Source organism: Kineococcus radiotolerans SRS30216 = ATCC BAA-149, from assembly GCF_000017305.1.
GTDB lineage: Bacteria > Actinomycetota > Actinomycetes > Actinomycetales > Kineococcaceae > Kineococcus > Kineococcus radiotolerans.
On the sequence record NC_009664.2, the window covers coordinates 4,708,099 to 4,728,751 of the forward strand.

The 20,653-nt window shown below is 68.6% G+C and carries 29 protein-coding genes; 14 read left to right on the forward strand and 15 right to left on the reverse strand.

Annotation, left to right across the window (positions count from 1 at the left end; translation table 11 throughout):
* Positions 1-3 precede the first annotated feature (3 nt).
* The gene (locus tag KRAD_RS22480) at positions 4-462 is read right to left on the reverse strand and encodes a hypothetical protein (RefSeq protein ID WP_012088022.1); all 459 of its coding nucleotides are present in this window, start codon (positions 460-462) and stop codon (positions 4-6) included.
* Between the two features lie 133 nt (positions 463-595).
* Positions 596-1,159, reverse strand: a complete 564-nt coding sequence (locus KRAD_RS22485) for a hypothetical protein (RefSeq protein ID WP_012088023.1) — start codon at positions 1,157-1,159, stop codon at positions 596-598.
* A 172-nt stretch (positions 1,160-1,331) separates the two neighbouring features.
* Between KRAD_RS22485 and KRAD_RS22490 the strand changes: the two genes are divergently transcribed.
* The 4 genes from KRAD_RS22490 (at position 1,332) to KRAD_RS22505 (ending at position 3,711) form a co-directional block, all read left to right on the forward strand.
* Complete coding sequence (locus tag KRAD_RS22490) at positions 1,332-1,724, forward strand: hypothetical protein (RefSeq protein ID WP_041292388.1); 393 nt, start codon at positions 1,332-1,334, stop codon at positions 1,722-1,724.
* Between the two features lie 198 nt (positions 1,725-1,922).
* Positions 1,923-2,735 (forward strand): hypothetical protein, encoded by an 813-nt coding sequence (locus KRAD_RS22495; protein WP_012088025.1) that lies wholly within the window; start codon positions 1,923-1,925, stop codon positions 2,733-2,735.
* A complete protein-coding gene (locus tag KRAD_RS22500; protein WP_157873720.1) occupies positions 2,732-3,277 on the forward strand; it encodes an RNA polymerase sigma factor in 546 nt (181 codons plus the stop codon). The genes KRAD_RS22495 and KRAD_RS22500 overlap by 4 nt, the downstream gene beginning before the upstream one ends.
* A gap of 140 nt (positions 3,278-3,417) precedes the next feature.
* Positions 3,418-3,711, forward strand: a complete 294-nt coding sequence (locus KRAD_RS22505) for a hypothetical protein (protein WP_157873721.1) — start codon at positions 3,418-3,420, stop codon at positions 3,709-3,711.
* Positions 3,712-3,949: 238 nt separating this feature from the next.
* Here the strand turns inward: KRAD_RS22505 and KRAD_RS22510 are convergent, their stop codons facing one another.
* The 3 genes from KRAD_RS22510 to KRAD_RS22525 all read right to left on the reverse strand — a co-directional run bounded on the left by KRAD_RS22510 (position 3,950) and on the right by KRAD_RS22525 (position 6,176).
* A complete protein-coding gene (locus KRAD_RS22510; RefSeq protein ID WP_203417654.1) occupies positions 3,950-4,291 on the reverse strand; it encodes a hypothetical protein in 342 nt (113 codons plus the stop codon).
* 167 nt (positions 4,292-4,458) lie between these two features.
* A protein-coding gene (locus tag KRAD_RS22515; RefSeq protein ID WP_238985796.1) for an IS3 family transposase occupies positions 4,459-5,627 on the reverse strand; the annotation gives its coding sequence in 2 pieces (ribosomal slippage) (positions 4,459-5,339 and positions 5,339-5,627; 1,170 coding nt in all).
* 117 nt (positions 5,628-5,744) lie between these two features.
* On the reverse strand, positions 5,745-6,176 hold the full coding sequence (locus tag KRAD_RS22525) for a GNAT family N-acetyltransferase (RefSeq protein ID WP_012088030.1): 432 nt from the start codon (positions 6,174-6,176) through the stop codon (positions 5,745-5,747).
* 214 nt (positions 6,177-6,390) lie between these two features.
* On the opposite strand from KRAD_RS22525, the gene KRAD_RS26720 reads away from it, so the two are divergent.
* The 4 genes from KRAD_RS26720 (at position 6,391) to KRAD_RS27735 (ending at position 8,707) form a co-directional block, all read left to right on the forward strand.
* Complete coding sequence (locus tag KRAD_RS26720) at positions 6,391-6,888, forward strand: hypothetical protein (RefSeq protein WP_203417655.1); 498 nt, start codon at positions 6,391-6,393, stop codon at positions 6,886-6,888.
* A 123-nt stretch (positions 6,889-7,011) separates the two neighbouring features.
* On the forward strand, positions 7,012-7,635 hold the full coding sequence (locus tag KRAD_RS22535) for a hypothetical protein (protein ID WP_157873722.1): 624 nt from the start codon (positions 7,012-7,014) through the stop codon (positions 7,633-7,635).
* Between the two features lie 75 nt (positions 7,636-7,710).
* Complete coding sequence (locus KRAD_RS22540) at positions 7,711-8,337, forward strand: hypothetical protein (protein ID WP_157873723.1); 627 nt, start codon at positions 7,711-7,713, stop codon at positions 8,335-8,337.
* A 238-nt stretch (positions 8,338-8,575) separates the two neighbouring features.
* The gene (locus KRAD_RS27735) at positions 8,576-8,707 is read left to right on the forward strand and encodes a hypothetical protein (protein ID WP_275263099.1); all 132 of its coding nucleotides are present in this window, start codon (positions 8,576-8,578) and stop codon (positions 8,705-8,707) included.
* A 291-nt stretch (positions 8,708-8,998) separates the two neighbouring features.
* Here KRAD_RS27735 and KRAD_RS22550 read toward each other — a convergent pair whose 3' ends face one another.
* Both KRAD_RS22550 and KRAD_RS22555 read right to left on the reverse strand, forming a co-directional pair.
* Positions 8,999-9,694 carry a hypothetical protein gene (locus KRAD_RS22550; protein ID WP_012088035.1) on the reverse strand — a complete coding sequence of 232 codons (696 nt, stop codon included), beginning with the start codon at positions 9,692-9,694 and terminating at the stop codon, positions 8,999-9,001.
* Positions 9,691-10,281: an RNA polymerase sigma factor gene (locus KRAD_RS22555; RefSeq protein ID WP_012088036.1), complete on the reverse strand. Its 591-nt coding sequence runs from the start codon at positions 10,279-10,281 to the stop codon at positions 9,691-9,693. The genes KRAD_RS22550 and KRAD_RS22555 overlap by 4 nt, the downstream gene beginning before the upstream one ends.
* A gap of 187 nt (positions 10,282-10,468) precedes the next feature.
* Between KRAD_RS22555 and KRAD_RS22560 the strand changes: the two genes are divergently transcribed.
* A complete protein-coding gene (locus KRAD_RS22560; protein WP_041292392.1) occupies positions 10,469-10,744 on the forward strand; it encodes a hypothetical protein in 276 nt (91 codons plus the stop codon).
* A gap of 46 nt (positions 10,745-10,790) precedes the next feature.
* On the opposite strand, the gene KRAD_RS22565 is transcribed toward KRAD_RS22560, so the two are convergent.
* A complete protein-coding gene (locus KRAD_RS22565) occupies positions 10,791-11,666 on the reverse strand; it encodes a leucine-rich repeat domain-containing protein (protein ID WP_012088037.1) in 876 nt (291 codons plus the stop codon).
* Positions 11,667-11,966: 300 nt separating this feature from the next.
* Here KRAD_RS22565 and KRAD_RS22570 point away from each other — a divergent pair, with 300 nt between their 5' ends.
* Positions 11,967-12,281 (forward strand): hypothetical protein, encoded by a 315-nt coding sequence (locus KRAD_RS22570; RefSeq protein WP_041292394.1) that lies wholly within the window; start codon positions 11,967-11,969, stop codon positions 12,279-12,281.
* Between the two features lie 184 nt (positions 12,282-12,465).
* Positions 12,466-13,050 carry a hypothetical protein gene (locus KRAD_RS22575; protein ID WP_041292395.1) on the forward strand — a complete coding sequence of 195 codons (585 nt, stop codon included), beginning with the start codon at positions 12,466-12,468 and terminating at the stop codon, positions 13,048-13,050.
* A gap of 130 nt (positions 13,051-13,180) precedes the next feature.
* Here KRAD_RS22575 and KRAD_RS22580 read toward each other — a convergent pair whose 3' ends face one another.
* Together KRAD_RS22580 and KRAD_RS22585 are read right to left on the reverse strand one after the other, a co-directional pair.
* Positions 13,181-13,615 carry a VOC family protein gene (locus tag KRAD_RS22580; protein ID WP_012088041.1) on the reverse strand — a complete coding sequence of 145 codons (435 nt, stop codon included), beginning with the start codon at positions 13,613-13,615 and terminating at the stop codon, positions 13,181-13,183.
* A 288-nt stretch (positions 13,616-13,903) separates the two neighbouring features.
* Positions 13,904-14,401 carry a WapI family immunity protein gene (locus KRAD_RS22585; RefSeq protein WP_012088042.1) on the reverse strand — a complete coding sequence of 166 codons (498 nt, stop codon included), beginning with the start codon at positions 14,399-14,401 and terminating at the stop codon, positions 13,904-13,906.
* Positions 14,402-15,108: 707 nt separating this feature from the next.
* On the opposite strand from KRAD_RS22585, the gene KRAD_RS22590 reads away from it, so the two are divergent.
* Together KRAD_RS22590 and KRAD_RS22595 are read left to right on the forward strand one after the other, a co-directional pair.
* Positions 15,109-15,657, forward strand: a complete 549-nt coding sequence (locus KRAD_RS22590; protein ID WP_012087929.1) for a nucleoside/nucleotide kinase family protein — start codon at positions 15,109-15,111, stop codon at positions 15,655-15,657.
* A 186-nt stretch (positions 15,658-15,843) separates the two neighbouring features.
* On the forward strand, positions 15,844-16,131 hold the full coding sequence (locus tag KRAD_RS22595) for a putative quinol monooxygenase (protein WP_012088043.1): 288 nt from the start codon (positions 15,844-15,846) through the stop codon (positions 16,129-16,131).
* Between the two features lie 100 nt (positions 16,132-16,231).
* Here KRAD_RS22595 and KRAD_RS22600 read toward each other — a convergent pair whose 3' ends face one another.
* The 4 genes from KRAD_RS22600 to KRAD_RS22620 form a co-directional block, all read right to left on the reverse strand.
* The gene (locus KRAD_RS22600; protein WP_157873725.1) at positions 16,232-16,720 is read right to left on the reverse strand and encodes a GNAT family N-acetyltransferase; all 489 of its coding nucleotides are present in this window, start codon (positions 16,718-16,720) and stop codon (positions 16,232-16,234) included.
* Positions 16,721-16,876: 156 nt separating this feature from the next.
* Positions 16,877-17,326, reverse strand: coding sequence for a hypothetical protein (locus tag KRAD_RS22605; RefSeq protein ID WP_041292396.1), 450 nt, complete (start codon positions 17,324-17,326; stop codon positions 16,877-16,879).
* A gap of 147 nt (positions 17,327-17,473) precedes the next feature.
* On the reverse strand, positions 17,474-17,815 hold the full coding sequence (locus KRAD_RS22610) for a hypothetical protein (protein WP_041292397.1): 342 nt from the start codon (positions 17,813-17,815) through the stop codon (positions 17,474-17,476).
* Positions 17,816-18,476: 661 nt separating this feature from the next.
* Entirely contained in the window at positions 18,477-18,932 is a 456-nt protein-coding gene (locus KRAD_RS22620) for a hypothetical protein (protein ID WP_041292398.1), read from the reverse strand.
* 422 nt (positions 18,933-19,354) lie between these two features.
* On the opposite strand from KRAD_RS22620, the gene KRAD_RS22625 reads away from it, so the two are divergent.
* Complete coding sequence (locus KRAD_RS22625) at positions 19,355-19,756, forward strand: hypothetical protein (RefSeq protein WP_083782178.1); 402 nt, start codon at positions 19,355-19,357, stop codon at positions 19,754-19,756.
* Positions 19,757-20,256: 500 nt separating this feature from the next.
* On the opposite strand, the gene KRAD_RS22630 is transcribed toward KRAD_RS22625, so the two are convergent.
* Entirely contained in the window at positions 20,257-20,646 is a 390-nt protein-coding gene (locus tag KRAD_RS22630; protein WP_012088052.1) for a hypothetical protein, read from the reverse strand.
* Positions 20,647-20,653: the final 7 nt, after the last annotated feature.

The window sequence follows — 20,653 nt, forward strand, 5'->3', positions numbered from 1 at the left end:
CCACTACCATCGGCGCTGCGGCACGGGTGGCGGCTGGTGCGCGTCGCCCCAGATGTAGGCGTGCACGCCGTGGAAGCCGCAGCGATCACTGATGGCTTCGGCAGCCGACGGTTGGCCGAGTGAGGCCGCGGCGTCGAAGAGCAGGTCGTCCATCGCCACCAGAGCGCCCCGGACGGCGCCGTTCCATACGGTGTGAGGGCGAGTCAGCGCCCGCCGGCACCGTTTCGCGTCGATGGACAGCCGGGTAGGCCCTACCGGTGCTTGCAGCAGGCCCCGCTGGTGGTTGCCTCGCAGCAACGTCTGGCTGCTGTGGGCGGCGAGCAGGTGCCCATCGGCGACGCACAGGGGGTCGGAGCCGGGGAAGCCGGCGAGGGCAGGTCCTGCGTTCAGCCGCAGGAAGTGCAGGGGAACCAGGTGGCCGGGTAGACGCACGTGGATGAGCTGCAGCTGCGGGTCATCCATGGGGCCAGTCTGCCCGCTCTACGTGCTGGATGGCGTGCACCGATCATCCGGCCTTCGACAGAAAGGTGAGATCGCCGGCCGCTAGCGACAGCGCGCACAACGGGGGATGACCGCGACGTCGCAGGTGCGACTACTATTCGTGGCCGCTGCCGTGGGCGAGGAGGGCACCGTCGGCTGCCACCGCACGCCAGCTGCTGTCCTTCACTGCCCACTCGCTGGCCTCGTCCAGGAGGGCGGGGGTCCACCAGATCCCGCCCGTGGCGGGGGCGTAGTGCTCGATTCCGTCGGGTGTGCGCACGAGGACGACGGCGACGTCGGCGCGGGCGTAGCCGAAGAAGTGGCTGACCCCTCCGCCCGGTGCACCGGAGACTTCCGGATGACGCCAGGTGGCGGCTACGTCGTCGGCGGGTGCGGTAATCGTGCTGGTGAAGTAGCCGTGGCTGGCGCGGGTGCGCTGACTGGCGGTGAAGTACGTCGTCGCTGCGTTCGATGCGCGCACACCCAAGGCATCGGCGTAGGAGGTGCGGGCGGCGTAGACCGCGCGCAGGCCGTTCGGTACGGGCGTGGGTACCGCGCGGGGTGCATCAGGTACCGGTCCTTTGCGCAGGTAGAGGTTGGCGGCAGCCTTGAAGCAGCCGATGACGGACTGCTCGGACACCGTCGCTAGGTCCAGCAGTCGGGGTGTCCTGAAGTCCATAGTGCGACTCTAGGACGGCACAACCGGGACCTCTTAGATCACTCGCTCTTCGGCAAGACCGCGACGTCGCCGACTGTCCATGATCACGTCCTGAGCGTGGGGCGAGCGGGAGATCGTCGTCGCGTGTCAGCATCGGCTCATGCCGTGGAGTCCGCCATCGTTCGAGGCCCCCGTGCACGATCCGCGCATCGAGCGGTTCCGGGACCGCGCCGCCCGCATCCGCCACCGCGATGGTCGTGTGGGGACCGTGTACTTCGCGGTCAGCATCGAACAGGCCAGGCCGGAGGGTCATCTGTGGTGGCGGCGGTGGTCCGCGCCGTTCTCCCTGGTCGATGGTTACGTGTGGGGCGATGCGGAGGTCACATCGACGCTCGATCCCTCCGGTCGGTACGGGCCGGAGTACCGGGTGAGCTATCAAGCCTGGGGTGAGGATCTCGAACGGCTGCTGGACGAGGCTGACCGGGGCGTTTTCACCTGGTTGGAGGAGGTGTGGCAGTTGGAGTGGTTGGGTGATGAGGAGATGGCGCGCTTCCGTGAGGAGCGCAGGGACGAGCTCGACGAGTGAGCTGAGCCCGAGAGACTCGTCGCCCTGCCCGCAAGAGGCACCTTTGACATGGAGTGACGCCAAGACCGTGAGGTCGCCGCGGGCAGCGCCCGTATCGCGGGATGAGCGGGCGTTCGAGTTCATGCTCGATGCGGGGTGTAACGCTGGTGACATGAGTAGGTAGAGCGACCTGCGGGAGGGCGCTGGATGGGGTGAGGAATGAACCAGGACGACAGCTTCCAGCTGAGGGATCTGCTGGAGCAGGCCGGTGGCGCCGGGCTTTCGCAGGGTGAGGCCGAGACCGTCTTCGCGCAGGCGTGGGCCCGGATCGAGGAGGGCATCGCTCGAGAGCCGGGCGACACGGCCGAGAAGTCGGCTTCTGCCCGGCGACTGGACGTCCTGGCGCTGCAGCCGCAGCGTCGCCGCAGGAGGGCGCGGGCCATCGTCATCACGTCGGCGGTCCTGCTGGCCGGCGCGAGCAGCGCAGCGGCCGCGGAGTACATCGCCGCCCGCACCGGGCAGCACCTGAACGGCTGGGAGCTGGGCGCCGCGGGTCCGGGTGAGGTCCTCGACCAGGGCGGCAGCGACTACCGCCAGGTCCTGGAGGACTCCGTTGCCGGCATCCCCTTCGCCCCCGGCTACGAGGCCCAGCGCGCTGACACCCTGACCCAGGGCATGCTCCAGGCAGAAGCGGGCTCTCAGCTCACTGAGGGCGCGGCACGAGCGCAGTTTGCCCGCAACGCCTTGTGTACCTGGGCCGACGCCTGGGTCGTGGCCCAGGCCGCCGGGAACACCACCGCACAGGCGCAGGCTGTCGCGACGCTGGCCGCGGCCCACGACTGGCCCGACGTCCAGGCCCTCGACGAGTACGGCCCCGCCACGAGCTTCGCGTGGCTCGCACCGCTGGAGAGCGCCGCCCGGGCGGGTGACCGCCAAGGCGTGCTGGACGCCGTCACCGACAGCAGCCGCTGCCGCCCCGACCTGGCTCCGGCCATCGCCGCCGACCCCGCCTTCCAAGGCTTCAGCAGGTGAGCTCCGTGCAGTCCGCCGCCACCGGTGAGGAGCTGGCGGCTTTCGAGCAGGTCTACCGCGACACCCGCCAGGCGCTGCTGGCCTACCTGCACCGCCGCGCCCCCGCCGACGCCGCCGATCTGCTCGCCGAGGTCTACCTCGTGGCATGGCGGCGCCGTGACGTCCTCCCGGCCGGTGAGCAGCAGCGCCTGTGGCTGTACGGCATCGCCCGCCGCCTCCTGGCCGAGCACCACCGCACCCGGGCAGATCACGCTTCTCTCGACACCGTGGGTGAAGCCGTCTTAACCCCCTGGCGGGAGGGCCGCGACGGCGAGACGCCGAGGGCCGCGGCAGTGCGGCAGGTGCTGGCGGAGCTAAACGACACCGACCGCGAACTGCTGACCCTGACCACCTGGGAGCACCTCAGCACCACCGACGCCGCCCACGTCGTTGGCATCACCGCCGGGTCGGCGCGTGTGCGCCTGCACCGCGCCCGCCGCAAGCTCCGTGAGCATCCGAGCCTGCGCACCCTGCTCGACGAACCCTCACCCCATCTCGCCTGAGCTCCGACGTCTACGCCGTGCACCAGTACGCGCTCCTCGCCAGAAGCGTGAAGTTGCCGGCCGCCGACGACCGTCCGCACCGCGGGATAACCGCGCAGTCGAGCAAGCTGCGCCAGGGGCGTGGTGGCAGGCTTGGTGACATGGCACCCCTCGTCGAGACCAACGACGTCGTTGAGGCGTTGGAGTTGTACGACGGTGACGTGATCAAGCACCCCGTCACTGGGGCGGTCATGACGATTACCGCCCACATGCACCTGAACCCCCACTACCTCGACCTCATCCCGGGCATCGTCCGGTTCGACGTCTACAGCGGTCTCAACGTGGAGGGCCCGCTGGAGTGGGAGGGGCCCGAGGAGCAGTTGGTCATCGGTCCTGGCATGCGCATCCGCCGGCTGTACCAGTACACGCTGCCGCCGGGAACCCGCATCAAGTGACGCCTCACGTGGTGCAGGACCGGATGATCACACGACAGCGTCCGCTCGTGAACTGCGCCCGTCCGCTCGTCGGCGGCAGGTGCGGACGTCACCGGATGTCCATGATCGTGCACCGCGGGATGACCGTGCACTTCGCGCGCACCGCGGGATGACCGTGCGTTCTGATTGAGGTGTCACAGAGAAGCGCCCGCCGGTTGAGGCGGAGGTCTTGAACCTGCAGCGCGGGTGGGGAGACGCTTTAGATCGCGGTGAGGAGGGTGAAGGCTCCCACCGCGGCGAGGAGGAGGATGGCCATGCCCACGACGAGGAGACTGCCCAGCAGGAGGCGCTCACGCCGGGACTCCTTGACCTCCTGCACCGGCTCAGGAGCCGGCAGCGGCTGCTGCAGCCACTGAGCGGCATGGTCCTGGCTGCAGAAGATGCCGCCAAGGTAGTCGGTGAACGAGTGCTCTTCCCCGTCTGTTGCTGGTGTTGGTCGCGACACCTCGATACCTAGCCAGGCCGTCTCTGAGACGGGTTGACCGCAGAGATCGCAGAGCGCCTGCTCATCGACAGGTGGCGAGGACTCTGGATGGTGCATGGCCATCGACGCTACCTGAGCTGCTCGAGGCGGGCTCTCAGTGGACATCGGTTGCCATCCAGCGATGGCGCCTTTGCCGGCTGCGGGATGACCTTGAAGTCACGCACACCGCGGGATGACCGTGAGGGTCTGCCCCTACTTCAGTTGACCCTCGTCAGTAGGGGCGGTCAGGCCGCGTGAGCGGCTTGCAGGAGTGTCTCGTACTCGATGGGTGTCAGTCGACCCAGCGCTTGCTGACGACGGCGGCGGTGATAGGTCCCCTCGATCCACGAGACGATGGCCAGGCGCAGCTCCTCCCGACTGGCCCAGCGCCGGCGGTTGAGGACGTTCTTCTGCAGCAGGCTGAAGAACGACTCCATGGCGGCGTTGTCCGCGCAGGTCCCGACCCGACCCATCGACCCACGCGCTTGCCCTGCCGAAAGAGCGCGAAGGTAGCGGTGGGAACGAAATTGGGCTCCGCGGTCCGAGTGGACCACGAGCTCAAGGACATCGGTCCCACCGCGCAGTGCCAGCGCGTTCGACAGGGCTTGGACGGCGAGGTCGGCAGTCATGCGGGCATCGATGGAGTAGCCGACGATGCGGTTGGAGCAGGCGTCCTTGACCGCGCAGAGGTAGAGCTTGCCTTCGGCGATGGGATGTTCGGTGATGTCGGTTAGCCAGAGGGCGTTCGGCTTCTCAGCGGTGAACTTACGGCGGACGAGGTCGTCGTGCACGGGTGGTCCCGGCCGGCGCCCGGCGCCGCGTCTGCGGGCGTGGGCTGAGAACAGCTTCTGCAGGCTGCACAAGCGCTGGACGCGGTTGCGCGAGGTCCTGACGCCCTGCTGCTGCAGCTCGTCGGCGATGAAGCGGTAGCCGAACTCGGGGTCGTCGTGGTGGATGTCGACGGCGGCGTTGAGGAGGTGAGCGTCGTTCCAGTCCCGGTCGGTGACCGGAGCGGCGCGCCACTTGAAGTAAGCCTGCTTGGAGAAGCCCAGCACCCGACAGGTCACCGCGACGGGGATCCCGTCGCCGGCAAGGTCACGGACCAGCGGGTAGATCATTTTGGCAACGTGTCACGGGCGAAGTACGCCGTCGCCCGCCGCAGGATCTCGTTCTCCTGCTCCAGCTGCTTGGCCCGCTTACGCAGCTCCCGGTTCTCCGCCTCGAGGTCCACGCCCACGGCAGGCGTGCTGTTGGACGCCGTCTTGCCGTCCTCGCGGTCAGCGATCCTCAGCCAGCGACCCAGGCAGGACTCGGAGATCCCGAAGCTGCTAGCGATCTTCGCTCGGGTCTGCCCGCCTTGGCGGGCGACGGCGATCACGTCGCGGCGGAACTCGTCGGGGTAGCGCTTGTGCACGGTGCTCATCCTTCCAGCGAGGACCATGATCCTCACAGGTCGGAGTCAACCAAAGCGGGGGCAGACCCTGAAGTCGCTGGCGGTGGGTGAGGCTCGAATCGACATGCGATGGACACCTCAGTCGCTCCCGGCAGGGCTGGTCGAGGTAGATCGCAGGTGGATGAGTCCGGCTTCGGTGTGGGTGAAGCCGCAGGCGTCGAAGTAGAAGGGCGCCAGCTCGGGGCCGAAGTCGACGAACAGCCACTCACAACCGGCCGCGGCGGCGTTGAGCACCGCGACCCGCACCAGCTCCCGGCCGATGCCTCGGCGTTGGTGGCTGCCTCGGGTCTTGGTGTCGATGAGGAAGGCGTGATCCCCGCCGTCCCAGGCGACGTTGACGAAACCGACGAGCAGTCCGTCATGGTCGCGGGCGCTGCCCCAGCCCAGGCTGTGGTTACGGATCTGCGGCCACCACCCGGTGCTCGGGCGGCCTCCGTGGGAGAGGACCAGGTCCACCATCTCCTCGTCGGCGATGGGGGCTTTCCAGGAGTAGTCGATCCCGTTCGTCATGCAGGTCAACGTCGTGCATCAAGACGGGGGGGCCACTGCTTTGTCGGGGATCGCAGCTACCGGATGTGGTGATCTTGAGACCATCGTCAAGACCGCGACGTCGCCGGCCGCCAGCGACAGCGCGCACAACGCGGGATGACCGTGACGTCTCCCGTGTCCTCTCCTGGCTTTCCGAACTCCGCCCTCGGGAGCCTGCCAGTGCTTCACTGGTGGTGTGGCTACCGTGCGATCTGGCTGTCTGGCTCTCATGGCCGCTGTGGGGCTTTGGGCGGCTTCGGGTTGTTCCGACGATGCGCCGGCACCGACTGCGTCGTCGGCACCGACCAGCACAAGCCCGGCAGCGACGACTCCAGAGCAAAGCGCCACCGTCGAGACCCCCGCTTCTGAGGGAGCTCCGGCGGCGTTCCGGGAACGCTTTGCCCTCCCACAGTGCGCCCCGATCACCGTCGACCAGGGGCGGGTCGATCCGGCGGCTCTGCAGGACTGCCTGCTCAGCTCCGACGCGCAGCGCGAGGGGGCTGAGGTCCTCGTGACGTCTAACACCGTGGAAGGGGACCCGATCAAGACGTACTACCGGGCGTTACCCGGTGAGGGCTTGGAGGTCTTTACCGACGCCACCGCGGACTCCTTCGGGTCGGAGGGATGGCGCCACGTGCGCTGTGTCGATGTCGCTGCTGCGGTGGAGAACCTGGACAGCTGCCAGGAGGCATGACCAGGGTCCACGACATCGGCACGACCGCGAGGTCCAGCCGGCTGTGGCCGCGCCCGTATCGCGGGATGACCGCGAACACGGATGGCGTTGTCCAGCGCTTACCCCGACGGCGAGACTGCAAGGATGGCTCTCCCTGTGAGCGTGGCCGCCGCCTTGGCTGCGCTCGTTCCCCACGACGCGCTGAGCAACGCCTTCGGTGGACGCAGCCGGGACCCGGGCAGCTTGTCCTGGCGCCATGAGCTCATCGACGAACCGGAGGCGGCGAGGCTGCTGGGGGCTGCGGTGCCCGTCCTGCCCGCTCTCCGGGCGCCCGAGGTGGTGGAACGTGTCTCCGTCCACCGGGGCCTGCGCAGTGAGTCGCTGGAGTCTCAGCTCGCCGCGGGGTTCCTGCTGCTGCACCTGCGCGTCACCTACCTGCCTGTGGACCAAGCTTGGGAGCAGGCGTTGACGTGGCCGGTCCTGCGCCGGGGTGGCTCGGTCCTGGACGTGCGGGAGCAGGACCCTGATCCGCAGCGGCGCCGGCCCTGGCCGCAGCGGGTGGCCAGCAGCCGCGACGCCGGCAGTGGGGACTACGCCGTGGTCACCGTGGAGGGGGTGGAGGTGGGGGTGCAGGTCGACACCTCTGGTGTGGTGCACCTGACGTGGCGGGTCTCGCGTGGGAGTCGGGTGCTGCTGGTGGGGTTGTTGACGCGTCGGGGTCCGCGGGCTGCGGTGGAGCTGGTCGCTGAGGGTGGATTGCTGACCTGATGGCTGCGGGGTGATCGAGACCCGCCCGGACTGCGGGATGACCGTGACGTCGCCTCAGCAGGCACAGTGGTGACCGTGAGCGAATCGGTAGGGGTGGATTTCGGGCCACTGGACGCGCTGCCGTTGCCGCCGGGGCTGCAGGTGCTGCTGCGGTCCTTCCGGCCCGGCCACCCGCACACCCCGTCCCCGCCCGGCTCGCTGGCCCAGCTGTACCACCGTCATGACCGCGGACGAGCGGAGCAGACCTTGGGGTTCCCGCTGCCGAGGCTGTCAGCGTTGCTCGATGCCGGGCAGGTGGAGCTGGTGGCCACCGCGGGTGTCGCAGAGGTGGTCGCACCCGGGCAGAGGGGCGGGAGTGGTCCGGTGACGGTGCTGTACCTGCCGGACGAGGACGTCCTGCAGTCGTCGCTCAGGGAAGCAGAGGGGCGTGGGTTGAGCACGGTCGAGGTGGACTACGGGGTGTCCTGGCCGTCGACGCCGCCGGAGACGCTGCGTTCACTGGGCAGCGGAGACGCCACGATGATCGATGTGCGCGGGCAGCACGTGGGGGTCCAGCACACGCGAACGGGACAGACCCGCCTGGCCTGGCAGCAACGTCTGGCTGAGGTGGAGTGCAACATCGCGGTGTACCTGCCTCATCCACCCCTGCAGGCGGTTGAACTCCTGGTGCGGTGCGATGTCCCGAGCGTGTCACGCCCTTGACAGCGCACGCACCTCGCGGGATGACCGGTAGGTCGTCGTCGTGGGGTTGTCGGCGGCACTCTCGGAGTGGCTAGGGGAAAGATCAGGGACCTTCCTGATGCCTGCCGACCCGCGCTCTGGGCATCCTCATCGCACATCGCGACGGAGGAGGACGAGGTTGAACGCTGACAGCTTGTCTCGGGAGCATCTGGGGTCTCGCGTACGGATCACCCGGCAGTACGGGTATGGGCCGCACAGTGTGCTCGGGGAGTTGAAGCGCATCGCCCACGGCCAGGAGACGACCGGGCTGGACTTGAACGTCTTGGGCGAGGACCTGCACGTCGAGGTGGAGGCTGATGATGAGGTGGAGGTCTTGACGTCAGGCGGCTGATCGCCGTCGGTGCCGGGGTCACCACCGTGGCCCCGGCGTCGATGACGGCCGCCTGCCCGCGACGTCGCTGGCCGTCCGCGACCGCCCAGATCGCGGGATGACCGTGACGTCGCATGTGGCGCGGCCTGATCACGAGCTGGTGGACTCATTCACAGCAGTGCGGGACCGGCCAGCACCGACGACGCCGGCCGCGCCTCTACCAAGCAGCGAGTCGGGCAGCGCGTGGTACCGGCGTTCTCAAGCCAAGCACCGCAGGTAGGTGTGAGGCATGGAAAGACCTGAGGCCCTACCTCACATGATCCAGATGTCCTGTCCGGGGGTGGCTCCGCACTCCGTCAGTGCCTGGGCTGCTTCCTCCGACAGGTCGGCGGTCTCCGTCGTGGAGTTGCCGCCACCGATCTTCATCTCATCGCCCAACCGGGTGGTGCTGCCGTCAGGGAGGGTGAGCGTGGACGTGGCGGCGTCCCACGTCGTCCCCGCGGACCAGATCACCAGGATGTCGCGCACGCCGATGCAGGAGCCGACCCGCGACAGCGGGCCCTGTAGCGCGGCGGCCATGTGGCCGCGCTCGTCGTGGGAGGCGACGACGATCTCGCCCTGCCGGGATGCGTCGAAGGGCTGCCGCGCGGCGTCAGGGTCGGCGTCGGTAGCGATGGCGGTGGTGGTGTCGCTGGGTGCGGTGGCCGGCACCACCCGGACGCTGGAGCCGCCTCCGTTCAGGTGCGCCCAGCCCACCCCGGCCGCTACGACCGCGCAGGCTGCGGCAGCGCTGGTGAGGCCGACCCTGAGACGGCGGTGGTGGCGCTGGCGCTGTTCGTCGGTGCTCAGGCGCTGCTGCAGACGGGCCCAGTCCTCAGCGCCGGCTACCCGGCGGCTGGCGGTGGCGGCAGCGGCCCGGGAGGCGTCCAACTGCGCCTGCAGGTGCGCAGCGCGCTCATCACGCTCGTGGGTGTCATGGGCGTCGTGGCGGTGGTCGGGGGCGCTCATGCCAGGTCCTCCAGTCGGGTAGCCAGGGCGCGCTGGGCGCGGGAGATGTCCGACTTCGCGGTCCCCAGCGGGATCTGCAGGGCCTCGGCGATCTCGGCGACGGGCAGGTCCATCCAGTAGCGCAGGATCAGGGCGTGGCGCTGGCGCCGCGGCAGGCGTTGCACGGCAGCGAGGAGGTGGTCGACGCGTTCGGCGGCCAGGGCGCTGTCCTCGGCGGAGGCGTGCACGCGGGTGGCGTCGCCGGGGGTGCGGCGCACGACCCGCAGGTGGCGCAGGCGTGAGGTGGTGAGGTTGGCGGTGGTGCGCCGCAGGTAGGCGAGAGCGGCGGTCGGCTCGTGCAGGCGGTGATGGTGGCGGTGCAGGCGGACGAAGGCTTCCTGGGCGACGTCTTCGGGGTCGTCGGCGCCGAGGAGGCGGGCGAGGCGGACGGTGGGGTGGAAGTGCTGCTCGAACAGGGCGCGGTAGCCGGGGTCGTCGCCGGTGTCGTCGCCGCTGCCGCTGGTGTCCCAGCCCGCTTCGGTGCCCGCGGACGACCTCGCGGGCCTATCGGGGCGGGCTCGCCCGTTGGCGACGTCGTCGGCTCTCACACTGCTTAGACGCCTCACGGACCTGAACGTTGCACACGGGGTGGGCTCAGGGTCGGTGCCGGCGGTACGCAGCACCTGTCTTGAGACCGGTGCGGGACCCTTCACAGAACCCAGATCGCGGGATGACCGTGATGTCGAGTCCCCGCCCTGGGACGTGAATGCAGAAGATGCATGGCACGCTCTGGGCATGAACGGCCCCGCCTACGCCCTGCTCGGGCTCTTAGGCTGCGTCGGTTTCGGCTACATCGTCACCGTCGTTCATGCCTGGCCTCAGCGCCGAGACCCCCAGCACCGCAAGTGGCGGCTGGTCAGCGTCTTGCTCGTGATTGCTTGGGTCATCGGACTCGCTTGCATCGTCATTTTCGCGCGCCCCGGAAGTCAGCCCGTCCTCACAGGAGCGGTGACCGCTCTTGGCGTCCTCATGGTGACCGGGGGGATGAGCAACGCCCGCAGCGCGGGATGACCGTGAAGTCGCGCGTAGCGCGGCACGGTGAGCGGGACTGCTGGTTTCAGGTGCTGGTGGGCTCGTGCAGGTTCGGCAGTCCCATGACGCCGGCGGCGTAGGCCGTGAAGGGCTCCTCGTCGGGTCGACGCAGTCCCAGCTGGAAGTCCTCGTCGCTCAGACCACGGCCTCGCAACGGAACGAACGCCGCCTCCAGGCTCGGGTGCCCGCGCAGGACAGCGACCTCCTCCTCGGAGAAGACCCGCCGGGTGATGCTGACCTGGCGCAGTCGAGGGGCTGCGGCCAGCCCGGCGAGGCCTGCGGTCAGGGGCAGGTTGTCCATCTTCACGTGCTGCAGGGACACCGCGGTGGAGAAGTCCGGCAGCTCGGCGCGGCGCAGGCTTTCCAGGTACAGCACCTCCAGGGTGGGTGAGGCCGCTACCGGTGTCAGGTCGCTCAGTCCCCGTACTTGCCATGCCTCGAAGAAGCGCAGGGCCGTCAGGTCGGCGAGGCCATCCAGGCTGGTGATGCTGCCGACCTTCAAGGCCAGGCCCGTGAGCTTGGGCAGGGACGCCAGATCCTCGAGGGAGGGCATCTTGGTGCCGTACAGGATCAGGTGCTCCAGCTGCCTCAGGTGGGCGAGGGCTTCGGGCACGTCGCGGACGGCGGGTCGTCCGGACCTACTGAGGTACAGCTGGCGCAGCGCGTGCAGCTGGGCCAGCGGCTGCACGGTGACCGGGTGCCAGCCCAGCATCAGTTCGAGGGTCTGCAGGGTCTTCGCGTGATAGGCGATGGCGTCAACTGTCTTGACGGCGCTGTAGAGGACACGAAGGTCATGCAGCGGGGGCAGGTCGGTGAGGAAGGTGAGATCGGTGTCCTCGACCTCGAAGACGACCAGCTGAGCCCGGTCTGCTCCAGCGAGCCGGGAAGCTGCTGACCGCACGGTTGCTGGGGTCACAGTGCCGGTGAGCCGAATCCACGTGTCTGTCTCTTCCTCCACGGGGAGGAGTCTGTCCGACGTCGTCCTGTCGCGGGGGGACATAGGGCAGCGGGGCCAGGGCCGGCCCTAGCACCGCCTGTCCGCTCGCGCGGCCTTCGACGAGACCGTGAGGTCCGCGGCCGCCAGCGCGCATACCGCGGGATGACCGGATGGCACACAGGTGGGTAGGTCAGGACTTGAGGCTCAAGCTCGTGAGGGTACGTGCCGATAGGGGCATCACCCGGTCAGCGCAAGGAGATCAGCGTGAAGCACCCCCGCCGCGCAGCGGCCATCGTCACCAGCGTGGCCGGCGTCGTGGCGGTGTCGGCCTGCGTCGTCGTCGGTCAGGTCGCTGAGACTTCAACGCCGGGCTCGACGGCGGTGCCAGCGCTGGCCCCCGCGGTGGCTCAGGCGACGGCCAGCCCTTCGGCTGAGTTCGTCGTCCCGCTGTACGTACCGGCACCGCCGACCGGTGTCCTGGGCCCCGGGGACGGCAGCGACGTGCTCACACCGGGCAACGTGATCCCCCCGAGCCCGACTCCGACCGCGCCACCTCGCGCCGTGATCCGCCCCGCCTGACATCAACCGCTGTCCAAGCTCGCGCTGTCTACGGGATGACCGTGCGCCCGCGCACCGCGGGATGACCGTGAAGTCGGTGGCGGGGAGCTAGACGTCTAGCCATGCTCGATCCGTGGCTCACCGAGAAGACCTCGCCGTCCCGCCAAACGCGAAGGGATGGGGTGACCCTCGCCCCTGGTCGGAAGTGGAGCAGGCCACCACGACGGTGCTGGCCTCGATGATCGCCCTGGACCCGGCGGGCTGCGGCTTCACCCTGGCCTACGTGCCCTACAGCCGGCTGGGCGAGGACAAGGGAGTCGACCTGTCCTGGGAGGTGAACTTCGGTCTTCCCCACTCCAGTGAGGACGCCTACGAGCTGGCCGGCCACCCCGCCGCGGTGATCGAGGAGCTCGCCAAGACCCTCTCCACCGCAGGTCAGGTCACGGTGCCGAGCGGGGTGCACGACCTCGTTCAGGAGGCCGCCTGGTCCTGGCGTGGGTGGTCGCAGCTGCTGGCAGACGTGGCCCGGTTGTGCTGCCACCTGCCCGACGACGACGCCGGGGTGGACGTGAGCATCGGGTACACCCCGAGCGGAGAGCGCGGGGTGTGGAGCTGGACGCTGGCGATCCCGGTGCCGGGAACGGAGTACCCGGCGAGTGAGTGGGAAGGGAGCAGTCCCACAGAGGTGCTGGGGGCCGCGCTGGAGGAGGCGGACATCTGGCTGCAGGGGCTACCGGCTGGGCACCTACGTGTCCTCTTGGCCCAGGAGACCAACCGGTCGCTCACCTGACTCTCCTCCGTCGGGCATGGGTCGCGCGCACCGCGGGATGACCGTGATGTCGCCCGCAGGGCGTCATGACCGCGACGTCGTGGAACCGGCCAAGGGGCAGGCAGCGGGACCCTCTGTGGAGGACGGGGCTTCAGTCGAGGCAGAACTCGTTGCCCTCGACGTCCTGCATGACCAAGCAGGACTCGTTCCACCCATCGGCCAGCAGCAACCGGACCCGCACCGCGCCGAGGGCGATCAGTCGGGCGCACTCGGCTTCGAGCGCAGTGACCCGCTCGGCACCGACCAGGCCGGTGGCGATCCGCACGTCCAGGTGCAGCCGGTTCTTGACGATCTTGCCTTCGGGGACGCGCTGGAAGAACAGCCGTGGACCCGACCCCGCCGGGTCCAGGCACGCAGCCGCCGCCCCACGCCGCTCCAGCGGCAACGTGCGCTCGAAGTCCTCCCACGTGGCGAAGCCACCGGGTGGTGGCGGCAGGACGTAACCCAGCACCTGGCACCAGAAGTCAGCCAGACGCCGCGGGTCAGCGCAGTCGAAGGTGACCTGGACCTGCCGCACCGTCGTCATCGACGCAGGCTAGGGCGCGCGGGTGCTCGGTCGCACCGGCTTACCCAGTCCAATGAGCAGTCGGTGAGACCAGCTGCGGTGAGGGGCCGATCGGGCGCTCGACCTGGTCGCCGCAGGCGGGTGAGTGCTCACACTGGCCACTCGCTCATCGGCAGGACCGCGACGTCGCCAGCCGCCAACGACAGCGCACACAACGCGAGATGACCGTGCGCCTGCGCACCGCGGGATGAGCGCGATGAGTCAGCCAGAGCCAAGGACCTCGCCCTGCAACGGTGGTTGCCCGTGTCGTCACCGAGCCGGGAATGGCGTGATGTCGCTGCTCCACTGCTGCGCTGCCGTGAGCAGCTGGGCGCGGTCGACCCGAAACGGGATGCTGTACTCGTAGATGCGGGGCTTGGGACCCGCCGACCAGTCGGGCTTGCCGGCCACCGCTTCCAGGGACAGGTGCACGCGCAGCATCGTCTGCTCGCCCTCGACCGCGGCCACGCTGAAGGCCAGGTTGGGCTCAATGAACATCAGCGTGCTCGTCACCATGTCAGAGCCGGGGTCGTCACTCGGCTCAAGGCGTCCTTCGGCCGCGGCGTGCAGCCAGTCCAGCAGCTCCTGCGCCTCCCACGTGGTCAGGCTCGGGTCGTCGAAGGTCCATATCTCACCGGCGGCGGTGCGGACCGTCCCGTGCACGATGAGCCAGTTGGCATCCAGTTCGCCAGCAGTGGTGAGGTCTGGGTACTCGTAGCCGTTGGGACGTAGCTCGAACACGGCGCCGTCGGTGGAGGTGAGCTGCACCTGGTGAGTCTCCCGCGTCCGCGCTGGGGGGACGCTCGGCGCGGTGCTTTGGTCCAGCTGCGATCGTGGTGCTCGAGACCGCTCGGCCTTCGGCAAACGCGCGAACATCGTGGGATGACCTTGCGCCCGCGCACCGCGGGATGACCGGATGCTTCCAGCGCCGATGAAGGCTGGGGGCTGGCGCAGTCCATGAGTGGACCGGTTCGCTCTCGAGAGGAAGTTCCCATGTCCATGCCGTCCGTCCCGGACTCCTCGTCGCTGCCTGCTCGCATCGGCCGCCCGGCGCTGCGGGCGCTGACCGCCGCCGGAGTCACCTCTCTCCACGACTTGAGCCAGTGGCGAGAGCGACCTGATGCAGCTGCACGGCGTGGGGGCACGGGCCGTGTCCCTGCTGTGTGAAGCCTTGGAGGATGAAGGACTATCGCTGCGCCAGGACCGCTGAGATGCTTGGACGAGACGACTGGGCAGTCGCCTGCGTGTCAGACGTGCGACGTGGTGGATCGCCCTGAGCGCGGGATGACCGTGAAGTCGGGGTGTTGTCGCCTCCGGGCGTGCAGTCACGCCGCCCAGTGGGGCAGGGTGAGGTCGTGTCCTTGACCCTGCCCGCGGGAGAGCCCGCTGCCGGCCCGTGGTGAGCCGCGCCTGAAGAAGAGCTCGTCCGCCTGCTGCTGCATGCGGCCGGGACGCCGACGGGACGGCCCCGGGTCGTGGCCGTGGACGGTCGTGGCGCGTCGGGGAAGTCCACGCTGGCCGAGCGCCTGCGCCGGAGGGTGAGCCGGTCGGTGGTCGTCCACACCGACGACGTCGCCTGGTACGAGTCCTTCTTCGGGTGGGGAGGTCTGCTGGCGGAGCACGTCCTGCGCCCCGTGCGCGGCGGGGAGGCGGTGTACTTCCGTCCGCCGGCGTGGACGAGGGAGGGACGAGAGGGAGCGATCGAGGTCCCTTCCGGCCTGGACCTCGTCATCGTCGAGGGCGTCGGAGCCGCTCAACGGGAGCTGGCCGATGTCATCGATGCCACGGTGTGGGTGCAGTCCGACTTCGCTCAGGCCGAGGAGCGGGGCATTGCCCGTGACAGCGCGCTGGGCGTCAACGGGGATCCGGTGGAGACCGTTGCATTCTGGCATGAGTGGATGGCCGAGGAGTTGCGCTTCCTGCAGCAGCAGCGGCCGTGGGAACGGGCCTGTCTGATCGTCGCCGGAACCCCGCTCATCCCGTTGGACGATAACCAGGTCGCTGTCGCATCCGGCCCCCTGTGAACCACGCGGCCATCGACAGGTCAGGACGTTCAGGGCCGGCCATGATCGCGCGCTGAGTGCGGGATGACCGGATGTTGGTGGGGGCGCGATCGCACCGCCCCTGCCACCCTGCAGGCGGGGACCGATGAGGTTAAACGACATGGGCAGTCTGCCCGTCACCACCACATCAACCCCCAGGAGTTCGACATGATCATCGTCGCTGGTCACCTCGGCGTCGCCCACGAGGAGCGCGAGGCGTACTTGGCTGGCTGCTGTGACGTGGTGCAGCGGGCTCGGGGTGCTGAGGGCTGCCTGGATTTCACCATCGCAGCGGACCTCGTGGACGCCGGTCGGATCAACGTCTTCGAGCGTTGGGCGTCGCAGGCAGCCGTGGAGGCCTTCCGTGGCAGCGGTCCGAGCGAGGAGCAGGGCGCGGCGATCCGGTCGGCCTCGGTGGCCGAGTACGACGTGTCCAGGGCACGCTTCTTGACGTGACGGCGTGCGCGTGGCCCACGCGGGCATCGGCGAGACCGTGACGTCCCGGGCGGCGGCGAAAGCGCGCACAACGCGGGATGTGCGGATGTTTGCCCGGGCCTCAGAGGTTGCGGGCGAAGCGGGTGACGAAGGGCTCGAACCCCAGGCGCTGGAAGAAGACGTGCGCCTCTTCGTTGAACAGCCAGCTGTCCAGGCGTAAGCCGCTCAAGCCGTGGGTCCAAGCGTAGGTCTCCGCTGCGGCGAACATTGCTGAGCCCACGCCTTGCCGGCGTGCGACGGGGTGGACAGCCATGTGGTGGACGTAGAGGGTGTGCTGCTCGATGGTGAAGGGATTGGCGGCCCGGTGCGCTTCCGCTGCGTACAGGTAGCCCACTGCCTGCCCACTCAGGTCGGCGATCCATGCGACAGCGTCCTGGCCGGCCAGCTGGGTGGCGAAGAAGGCCTGAGCGGCGGCGCGGTCGATGGGCGTGAACTGCTCGGGTGCGGCCTGGAGGTGCAGGCGCTGCACATGCTCGTTCAAGGCGGCAATAGTCTCCGCGTCGTCCGCGGTGGCGCGGCGCAGATTGACCTCAGCATCGGTGATCGTCACCACAGGGATCCTGCCCGACGGACCGGCTGAAGATGACGCATTCCCCCGCTGGACTCGAGCTCGCTCATCGCCAGAAGCGTGAAGTCGCCGGCCGCCGGCGATAGGGCGCACACCGCGGGATGACCGTGAGGTCAGTCAGCTCGAGGAGGCCTTCGTCTAAAGCTGGCCCAGGCGGGCTTGAGCGAGCGGGCGGATGCGGCGGGTGCGCCCGGAGTCGGCGAGGGCTCGTAGGTGCGGCGGTGAGTCGCTGTGGTGGGAGAGCTGGCGCTGGGTCCAGTCGTCGAGCTCGGCCAGGGACAGGGGCGTCTGCGGGTTCTGCTGCAGGTGCTTGAGGGTCAGCCACTGCTGGGCGCGGTGGTGGCAGTAGCTGTCGGCGGGGAAGAGGTCCTCGTGCTGTCGCAGCCAAGCGGTGAAGGACGCGGCGCTGGAGTGTTGCGCGGCGACGCGGTCGAGGTGGTCGACGGCGGCGGCGTCGCCGGCGAGCTGGTCGGGATCGTTGAGCGCTGCGGTGAGAGCGGCGTGGTCGTGGTCGGTGTCGACGCTGCGCAGTTGTTGCAGGTGGTGTTGGTAGGTGGCCACGTCGGGTGGCACGTCCTCGTCCGTCACTCTTTCAGCTTGCCTGACGGGCACGAGAGCCTCGACATCGCCTGATCAAGGTGCCCGCAACGTGCTGGCCAGCGGGATGACCGTGACGTCGTCCTGACCCACGTGCCGCCGTCACTTCGACGGTGCAGCCGGCCCGGTCACAAGTGTTCAACCCTCCATCGGAGGTGCCTCCTCACCCGTCTTCCCGTCAACGACCCTGCGACCATCCAGGGGCTGCGACAGCACGACCTTCACGGGATCTTGGCAATCGTCGTCAGTGTCCCGCTTGGTCGAGATTACGGTGATGACCACCTCGGCGTCGGACTCCTCCAGCGTGGTCTCGGGGTCTCCGTCGCAGGTGTCGACCCACAGGTTGAGTTCGTCGTCGGCGACGGACCATCCCTCGATGCGCTGAGGACCCCTGCCTTCCCCGTCGGCGCAACCAGTGGCCAGGACAGCCAGCAGGCAGCCGCCCGCGAAGCGCATCAGACGAGGCCGCGTCGAGGTCATCCGCAACGGTCTCAAGCTCGTGGCGTCAACGCAGCCGTCTCGCGGAATTCGACACGACCGCGAGTCACGACCGCCCCGGATCGCGCACTGAGCGCGGGATGACCGTGAAGTCGTTGAACTCTGGAGGATCAGCGTGAGCGACGCCGATGCAGCCACCGACTGATCCGAGGGCCCCATCGCGACTCCTGACGAGCGCGTTGGGCAGCGAGCTCGGCGTTGACGAAGGCGTCGATGGCGGCCTGATTGGCGTCGGCCAGCTGAGGGCGCGTCTGCGCCAGGCGCGCTCTCAGCCCGGGCAGGTCGTAGAGGCCGGTAGGAGTGAACGCCACCCGCTCGTCCGCGCGGTGGACCTCTTGGACCTCGATGTGCAAGACCTCCGCGTCCTGGCTCCAAGCAACCTTCCCGTAGACGCCGTCAGTGACGTCGATAGCTTCCATCCAGGCCGCGGCGTCGGAGGGTCGGCAAAGACGAGGGGCTCACGGGTCTCGTCGAAGACGATGATGGCCCGGGCTGCTGGCGTCACCTGTTCATACTTGCTCACGCGTCCGAGGCTGGAGTGCCGTTTCGCACGGACGGCGGGATGACCGGGAGGTCGTGACCTGAGTCCACATCTGTTCCACGACGTCAGTGCACGAACGGTAGTGTCCGTCGCGCGGTGGGCTCATCCACCTGCGCAGGTAGCAGCGGCGGCCGGGCTAGCGTCCCAGTAGTCGAACTGGTCAACGACATACTTGCCGTCATCGGTGGTGCTCATGTGGACGGCGGCGATGCGGGTGCCGCTCTCATCCAGTGCTTCGGTCTTGGTGGGGGATGCGAGCAGGGCCTCGATGGCGGCCAGGCGAGCTTCAGCGCCAGCAATTGCTTCGTCTCGTGCTGGTCCGCTGGGCTGGGTGCAGGTCTGCTCCAGGTAGGCCGTCTCCAGGTCTCGGTTCTCGATCAGCCAGTCCTCGACGCCGGTCACCGTCGTCGGACTGTTGTAGGCCGCGCCCATGAGGCACCCGGAGCTCGCATTGACCGCTGGCTGCTGGGTTGCGGCCTGCTCCGGAGGCGCGGAGCAGGCGGTGAGCAGGCCGGCGAAAACGGCCAGGCCGACACCAGTGTGCGCGGGCCGGCTCATGGCGCGTGGGGTAGTCCTCATATCGACTCCGACGTGGCTAAGGAGCGGACGGCTCCCTCTGAGACAGGGGAGAACGAGAGCGTCACCCATGTGGATGCAGGGGGTGACTTCTTGACTGGTTGGCGGGTCGTTCACTCGGCCCGTGGACGTCACAACATCGACAAGGCCGTGACGTCGCGGGCCCCGGCGACAGCGCGCACAACGCGGGATGACCGGGAAGTCATGGACCCGCTCTGACCTGGGCGCCCACACCCGGTTCCCGACCACTCACGATGGCGCCACGGGCGAGCGAGGGGTCTTCGATCTCGGCTGCTCCAGGCGATGGCACGTGGCGCCTGTCGCGGCGATGGCCAGCTCAGGGTGCGGTAGGAAGGGAGGGGGCTTAGAGGCCGCCCGTACCTATGAGAGGAGTGCTTGCAAGGATGGCGATTCTGATGGTGGGCGTCGCTCAGCTGCCTCGTCACCTTGAGAAGAAGATCACGCCCAAGAACAAGCGGACACGACCGCCAGGTCGCATTCGCAAGCAGGTGATCCACGAAGAGGTGGACAACGCAGGCACTGACGACGGTCTGGCTACCTTCATTGAGCACTTCCGGCAGTGGCCTGCGGGAGTGGATCTTGGGGAGGTGCTCAGCTGGAACCCCTATGGGGCGACCCGGGTGTATGCGCCGGCTTCGCCGGAGGTTCTCCGGTTGCGGCAGGAGTTTGAGGCGGCTGTTCGTGTCGCACCTGCGGGCGTCATGCGGGAAGCCGTGGTGCGCGCGCTTGAGGTCGTCGAAGAGTGCCAGCGCAACGACTACTTCCTGCTCGTCTATCCCGACTGATCATTGCAGGAGTGGGTGGAAGCCGCTCACATCCGGTGGGTCTTGTTCGTCAGCGCTGGCCCGGCAGGCGGGTTGCGGCTGGCTCACCAAGGTGCAGCAAGACGCACGGTTAGCGGTGATCATCACGATCCACGATCGCGCGGAATTCGACACGACCGCGGCGTTGCGGGCCGCCGGCGACAGCGCGCACAACGCGGGATGACCGTGAAGCCGACAACCTATCCAAGCGGCTGGTCAAGCAGGCGCCGATGAGTGGGTGCTGCTCCTGCAGCAGGGTGGCCTGCGGTGAACAATGGACACGGCTGCAGCGCCGCGGTAAGGGCTAGGGATCGGCTGGCAGGTGAGCTCTCCCGGGGAAGTGGTGCCGGGTCCGGCGGTGGTAAGAGCCGATGGTGTCGAGGTGTTTGGTGAGTCCTACGACTGATGCCGCAGTATGGATGACGGTTGCATCGGATCGCCCCCACTTGGTTGGGGCATGGCTGATGCCCGACCGCCCGTGCTCATCCACCGTTGTTCGAGCCGGTCGACTTCACCGTCTGCCCCCGCCGTGATCGGCGGAGCGCAACGACGGAACACGTCAGGCCGGTGAGGAACGTGACGACGGCAAACGCGTTGGCCGCTACGACCATGAAGCCGAGGAGGATGATCACGCCGAGGTTGTAGGACACCGCGTACCCCACGAGCCAGGCGACGGGCACGGAGCCGAGCAGCGTCACGGTGGCCATGAACGATACGTGCGCGACCAGGGCGGCTACGGGTCGTCGATCGGACCGGCGGATCAGTCTCAGCATGGCTACGATCCCGACGATCGAGGCGACCGCCACAGCGATCTGAGCGGGATAGGTGGCCGAGTAGTCGATCTGGCCTTCGTTAAGACTCAAGGGAGTCATTCGAAGA